This is a genomic window from uncultured Campylobacter sp. (assembly GCF_937997465.1).
Classification (GTDB): domain Bacteria; phylum Campylobacterota; class Campylobacteria; order Campylobacterales; family Campylobacteraceae; genus Campylobacter_A.
In genome coordinates this window covers 1-5,866 of the sequence record NZ_CALKTQ010000095.1, presented here as the reverse complement: position 1 = coordinate 5,866, position 5,866 = coordinate 1, and the positions used below count along the sequence as shown (strand labels likewise).

The following is a 5,866-nucleotide window of genomic DNA, read 5'->3' as shown; positions in this document are numbered from 1 at the left end:
AAAGCTCGAGCCGTTTTTAAAAGACGAGGAAAAAGCAAAAGTCGCGCACGTGCTGGCAAAGGGCGGTAGATTTGACAGCTACGAAAGCGCGTATAAGGGCGACAAAACCACGGTAAAAGTCCCGGCCGCCACGCCTGCTGCGATCTACTACGAGCCGCTTGGCGGACATAGGCACTCTATCACGGGCGAGTACATGCCGGGCACTCCTAGCCTCGCTCTGCCTGTGGCTAGCGACGGCACTCCGCTGGAAAAGTTTTTCCCAAAATCAGAGTGGAAATACCTCGTAAGCTCGAGAAAATCAAACATCCAGCACTACTACACGATCGTTAGTCCAAAGCTGCGCGCGATACATCCAAAAAATTTCGTAAGGATCGCCGAGGATATCGCAAGCGAGCAGGGTATCAAGACGGGCGACAAGATCAAGATCACGACGCCGTACGGCTCGCAAACGGGCGAAGCCTTCGTAACAAACGGAGTCGCTAGCGGCGTCATCAGCCTCGAGCACGGTTTTGGACACGATGAGTTTGGCGCCAGGGTGCATTTTATCGACAGCAAACCGGCTTTTTGGCTAGAAAGCGCGGAAAAAGGCGTAAATCACAACAAACTAGGCCTGCTAGATCCGAAGCGAAAGGGTAAATTTAGCCTAAACGACTGGCTAGTGGGCACATGTGCTAGACAAGCACTACCTGCAAATATCCGTAAAATCGGCTAAATTTAACGCGGCGGCCCCGGCTTAGCTGGGTCGCCGTCAAATTTGACGCTTGGGCGGTAAATTTAAAGTAGCTTAAAATTATCGCGGACGGTGTCAAATTTGCAGTATTTTTAAGGCAGCCCGCGCAAATTTGAGGCAAATTTACCGATAAATATCTAAGCTCAAATTTAGCTCGTCGATGACGCTAAGCATCTGCCTCACGTATCTTTGCTCGCGGCGAGCCTCGGCGATGTCTAGCTTATCAAAAAGCCGCCCCTCGAAAAAATTTCTCCTACTAAAGCAAAATAGATAAAATTTGTTATCCATAAAGGCTACGCTGGTCGATTTTAGCGTGTTTTTGTAAGCTTTTAGTATATTTAGCTTGCCCATAAACGAGGGCGTGAGTAGGTATCTAGCCTCCACCTTATCCGTCGTAAAAACTCTAAAATTTTCATTAAATTTGACGTCGTCGAGCAGCTCTTTGTCGCCTAAAAATTTAGTATTAAAATCCTTGCTAACGGCGACCGTTTTGCCGTTAAATTTCTTATTAAATTCGCACTTTAGCACGCTGCCTTTGAAGTCCGAATACTTGTCAAACGCGTACTTTAGTAGGACGAACGTGGCGACGTATTTGTTATTTACGCGCGGGTATTCGCGCTCATGGCTGATCACCTCGCACAGGCTAAATTTGACGCCTTTATAGACTCCGCGTACGCTATCTTCGCTATAAAATATGCTCGGTCTATAAATCCCCGCCGCGTCAAATTCGCTCTGCGAAATGCCGCCGTAGGCGCTATACATAAAGCTTTCGTCTATCTCGCCGATAAGTGCGCGGGCGAAAACTTCTTTGTAAAATTCGTTGTATTCCTCTTGCGCTTTGCCGATACTTTTTAGCTTTGCGGGCACCCAAAATAGCAAGCCAAAAAACAATACAAGCAAAACAAAAGCCGCCCCGCTACCTAGATCAAAAATCTTAAGCGCCGCGAAAAACAGTGCAAAAACGCCGATGCTAAGGGCGATAAGAGTGGGCGATCCCGCCGCTGCGGCTCGGCACTCTTTTTGTTTTTTTACGGTTAATAAAAATGCTTGCGAAAGGGTCATTTGCTCACTTTTGATTAAATTTTACGTAAATTTTGACCGAGCGTGACTTAAAATAAAGTAAATTTGGGTAAGTAAATTTTTACGAAGATTTTTAAAATTCGGCGGGTTTGGAGTCAAATTTGGCTCGGCGTAAATTTTGAAATTTGCCGCCGTTTTTGAGCGTAAATTTGAGATCAAATTTGACCGAGCCTTGGCGCAACTCGTCAAATTTGCAGGTCGCAAAGCTCGCCAAATCAAAAAGGCCCGCCGAAAGCTTACTTCCCGTGCATGTCACGCCGACAAAAGCTTAAATTTGAGCATTCAAATTTAGAGATTTTCTATCACTCGCTTTGTCTCTAGCGCGATTTCTAGCTCCTCGTTAGTCGGCACGACGAGAGTTTTTACCGCCGCATCAGGGGCGCTGAGATCTCGGATACCGCCGCTTGCGGCAAAATTTAGCTCGTGATCGATCTTTATGCCCATGTGCGTTAGGTCGTTGCAGATTTTCTCGCGGCTATACGGGGCGTTTTCGCCGATGCCGCCGGTGAAAACGACCGCATCCACTCGGCCCAAAACCGCATAATATGCGCCGATATATTTTTTTATACGGTAGCAAAACATCTCAAATGCTAGATGTGCACGCTCGTCGCCTTCGTGCATTTTGGCGACCACTTCGCGCATGTCGTTTGAGCCGCAGATGCCTAGCAGCCCGCTCTTTTTATTTAAAAATGCGTCTATGCCCTCAGCCGTGAGCTCGCCTAAATTTAAAAGATATGTAAGCACCGCAGGGTCCATGTCACCGCTTCTAGTGCCCATTATTAGGCCTTCTAGCGGGCTTAAGCCCATCGAGGTATCGACGCTTTTGCCCCCTTGCACGGCACAGGCGGAGGCTCCGTTGCCCAGATGCAGCGAGACGGCGTTAAATTTCTCATATGGCACGCCTAGATACTCGGCGGCTTTTTTAGTCACGTAGTGGTGCGAAGTGCCGTGAAAGCCGTATCTACGGATATGTAGCCTTTTGCAAAGATCAAAGGGCAGGGCGTAGCGGTAGGCGTACTCTGGGATAGTTTGATGAAATACGGTATCAAAAACAACGACGTGAGGCACCTTTTTACCACTCTCTTGCATGGCGTTTCTTATGCCCGCTAGGTGACCCGGGTTATGAAGCGGCGCCAGCACGGAGTTTTGCTCGATTTTGGCGATCACGTCAGGCGTAACTAGAGCCGAGTCGCTAAAGCTCTCGCCGCCGTGCACGATGCGGTGTCCGATACCGTCTAACTCGCTAAAATCATGCAGGATATTTGAGCTAACAAACAGCCGCCTCATCGCCTCAAGCCCCTCGTGGTGGTCTTTTAGCGGCGCGCGCTCCTCGTAAATTTTATCCGCGCTAACGTCTTTTAGCTTGGCATAGGAGCTTGCTTCGCCGATCTTTTCGACTAGGCCGCTAGCGATGACGCGGTTGTCGCTCATATCAAAAAGCTGAAATTTAACCGACGAGCTGCCTGAGTTTAAAACCAAAATTTTCACTATTTTTCTCCTTCGTTTGCGGCTTGTATCGCGCTTTTTAGGACCGGATTTACGACGTCTCCCACGCCGCATCCGCGGCTTAGGTCGTTTACCGGCTTTTTTAGACCTTGCAAGATCGGTCCGACGACGACGCAGTTTGCGCTTCTTTGCGCGATTTTATAGCCGATATTGCCCGCATTTAAATTTGGAAATACAAAAACATTCGCGCGGCCGGCTACGTCGCTGTTTGGCAGCTTTTTGCGCGCTACAGCCGGATCTATGGCCGCATCGTATTGCACTGGAGCTTCGATTTTTAGGGCAGGGTCCAGCCCTCGCGCTATCTCGCCCGCACTCCTAACCAGATCGATATCAGCGCCGCTGCCGCTATCTCCGCTAGAGTAGCTTAGTATCGCCACCCTCGGCTCCAGTCCAAAAGCGCGCGCCGTATCCGCCGAGGCTAGGGCGATTTGCGCTAACTGCCGGGCATCCGGATTTGGATTTATAGCGCAGTCGGCGTAGATCAGGATCTCCTCGTCAAAGCACATTATAAACGAGCTTGAAACTAGCGGGCTATCAGGGCGCGTTTTGATGATCTGCAGCGCAGGGCGGATAGTGTGCGCCGTGGTCGTATTCGCGCCGCTCACCATGGCATCTGCCAGCCCTTCTTGCACCAGCATCGTGGCAAAGTACGTCCTATCTCGCACGAGTTCGCAGGCTTGTTCTATGCTTACGCCCTTGCTTTTGCGAGCCTCAAAAAGCGCGGTAGTTAGGCGATCTGCGTACTCGTTTTTTTCTAAATTTATAAATCTCGCGCCGCTTAAATTTACCCCGAGCTTCTCCGCGTCAAATTTAATCTCGTTTTCGTCGCCCAAAAGGATCAAATTTACCGCGCCGCTTTTTAGTAAAATTTCGCTCGCTCTTAGTATCCGCTCGTCTTCGCTTTCTGGTAAAACGACGGTTTTTTTATCTTTTGCGGCGAGTTTAAATAGCGAATTTTCAAAGCGCAGAGGCGTGATGATATCTTGCTTTGCATTTAAAATTTCATCTAAATTTTCGCTTACGATTAGCTTTGAGTTTCGCGTAAAAAAGCTCAAATTTTCGCGGCAAAAAACGGGAATGTTTAAATTTCTAGCGATTTGTAAATTTAGCTCTATTTCGCCGATATTTGCGATGCTTTGTACGGGTTTAACGACTACAAAATCAGCACTCTCGGCCAGGCGGTCAAATTCATTTATCGCGCTTTTAAAAAACTCACGCTCGCTGCCGTTTTCAAAGGCTTTTTGGGCATTTTCGAGTCCGTAAAAATCGTTGACGGGGTCAAAAACGGCTACATTTTTAAATTTTGCTGATATAATTTCGTAAATTTCTTGAAAATTCGCGCCAAGCGCAAGGATAGAATCGGCCATAATTTTCCTTTTGGAACTTGATTTGCTTATTTTATCGTAAAATTTTCACTTTAAGGTAAAGCGTGAGAAAAAATATTTACTTTTGCGCCCTTGCAGCAGCGTTTTTGAGCGGGTGTTTGCCTAGCGCCGACCCTCGCATAGATATGAAACCGCCCGTTTACGTCGAGCAGCTTCCCGCCAAACAGGTCAACAACCAGCCAAACGCGGGCAGTCTTTTTGGTCGCGGCGACAACCCGCTTTTTGCCGACCGCAAGGCGATGAACGTAAACGATATCGTAACCGTCGTCATCAGCGAGCGCGCCAACCAAAGCTCCAGCGGCAAGCACGACACGAGTAAAAATAGCACGATAAGCCTTGGCGGAGGGATATTTACCGCAGGTTCGGCACCGCTATCGACACTAGCTACTCAGCTAAACAAAGCCGGCGACATCGGCTTTAGCGCGGGCAATAAAAATGAATTTACGGGTGCTGGATCTAGCGTGCGCGCAGAGGCCTTTACGACTACGATTTCAGCGCGTATCATCAAGGTGTTAGAAAACGGCAACTACTTTATCGAAGGCTCGCGCGAACTGCTCATAAACGGCGAAAAGCAGATCATGCAGCTTAGCGGCGTGATCCGTCCGTACGACATCTCAAACGCCAACGAGATCGACTCGCGCTACATCGCCGACGCTAAGATCTTATATAAAACAGAAGGCGACGTGGATAGGGCGACGAGGAAGCCGTGGGGGACGAAGCTTATGGAGGCGATCTGGCCTTTTTAGTCTCCTTTATTTTTCGGCGGCTTGTCTTTTTGTTCTATACGTCGTTGCTTTTAAATTTGACTCGGTCATTACCGACGAGGTAACTCCCGTCGCCAAATTTAAAAGCGCCTCGTCTAGAACAAAAATCCTGCACCTTATCGTTTTACGCTCAAATTTACAAATTTTACCCGCCGAGACCCGTATCTTGAAAATGCAAATTTAATTTTGTGGCGCAATAGCGTCAAATTTAAACCTGCGCATAGCGCAGCAACTTATAACGTGCAGTGGGGATGGTGGGGTTTCTGCGTCGCTGCGCTAGCAGCTGCAAGCGGACGGGGGTGGGTCTGCCTTCGGCAGTTGCGAGTGCGTAGCACGACGCAAAGGAAGGCGACGCTCTACTTCGCTTTGCTCGTAGCTGCAAGCAGACCGTAAGTAGAAAC

The 5,866-nt window shown here is 48.7% G+C and carries 6 protein-coding genes; 2 read left to right on the top strand and 4 right to left on the bottom strand.

All coding sequences use genetic code 11. The features are described from left to right. A partial coding sequence (locus Q0546_RS02850; RefSeq protein WP_298790354.1) for a molybdopterin dinucleotide binding domain-containing protein occupies positions 1-712 on the top strand: 712 nt, incomplete at its 5' end. 141 nt (positions 713-853) lie between these two features. Here the strand turns inward: Q0546_RS02850 and Q0546_RS02845 are convergent. The 4 genes from Q0546_RS02845 to pta all read right to left on the bottom strand — a co-directional run bounded on the left by Q0546_RS02845 (position 854) and on the right by pta (position 4,683). Further along, a complete protein-coding gene (locus Q0546_RS02845; RefSeq protein ID WP_298790352.1) occupies positions 854-1,792 on the bottom strand; it encodes a DUF3137 domain-containing protein in 939 nt (312 codons plus the stop codon). Between the two features lie 91 nt (positions 1,793-1,883). Further along, positions 1,884-2,066, bottom strand: a complete 183-nt coding sequence (locus tag Q0546_RS02840; protein WP_298790350.1) for a hypothetical protein — start codon at positions 2,064-2,066, stop codon at positions 1,884-1,886. A gap of 32 nt (positions 2,067-2,098) precedes the next feature. Then, on the bottom strand, positions 2,099-3,298 hold the full coding sequence (locus Q0546_RS02835) for an acetate kinase (protein ID WP_298790348.1): 1,200 nt from the start codon (positions 3,296-3,298) through the stop codon (positions 2,099-2,101). Continuing rightward, complete coding sequence (gene pta, locus Q0546_RS02830; protein ID WP_298790346.1) at positions 3,298-4,683, bottom strand: phosphate acetyltransferase; 1,386 nt, start codon at positions 4,681-4,683, stop codon at positions 3,298-3,300. Before pta ends, Q0546_RS02835 begins: the two co-directional genes overlap by 1 nt. Positions 4,684-4,745: 62 nt before the next feature. Here pta and flgH point away from each other — a divergent pair, with 62 nt between their 5' ends. After that, positions 4,746-5,447 (top strand): flagellar basal body L-ring protein FlgH, encoded by a 702-nt coding sequence (gene flgH, locus Q0546_RS02825; protein ID WP_002947754.1) that lies wholly within the window; start codon positions 4,746-4,748, stop codon positions 5,445-5,447. Positions 5,448-5,866 lie beyond the last annotated feature (419 nt).

Excerpts from the sequence above, each read along its gene's own strand:
- Q0546_RS02845 (WP_298790352.1), bottom strand. The coding sequence starts at position 1,792 with ATGACCCTTTCGCAAGCATTTTTATTAACCGTAAAAAAACAAAAAGAG.
- pta (WP_298790346.1), bottom strand. The coding sequence starts at position 4,683 with ATGGCCGATTCTATCCTTGCGCTTGGCGCGAATTTTCAAGAAATTTAC.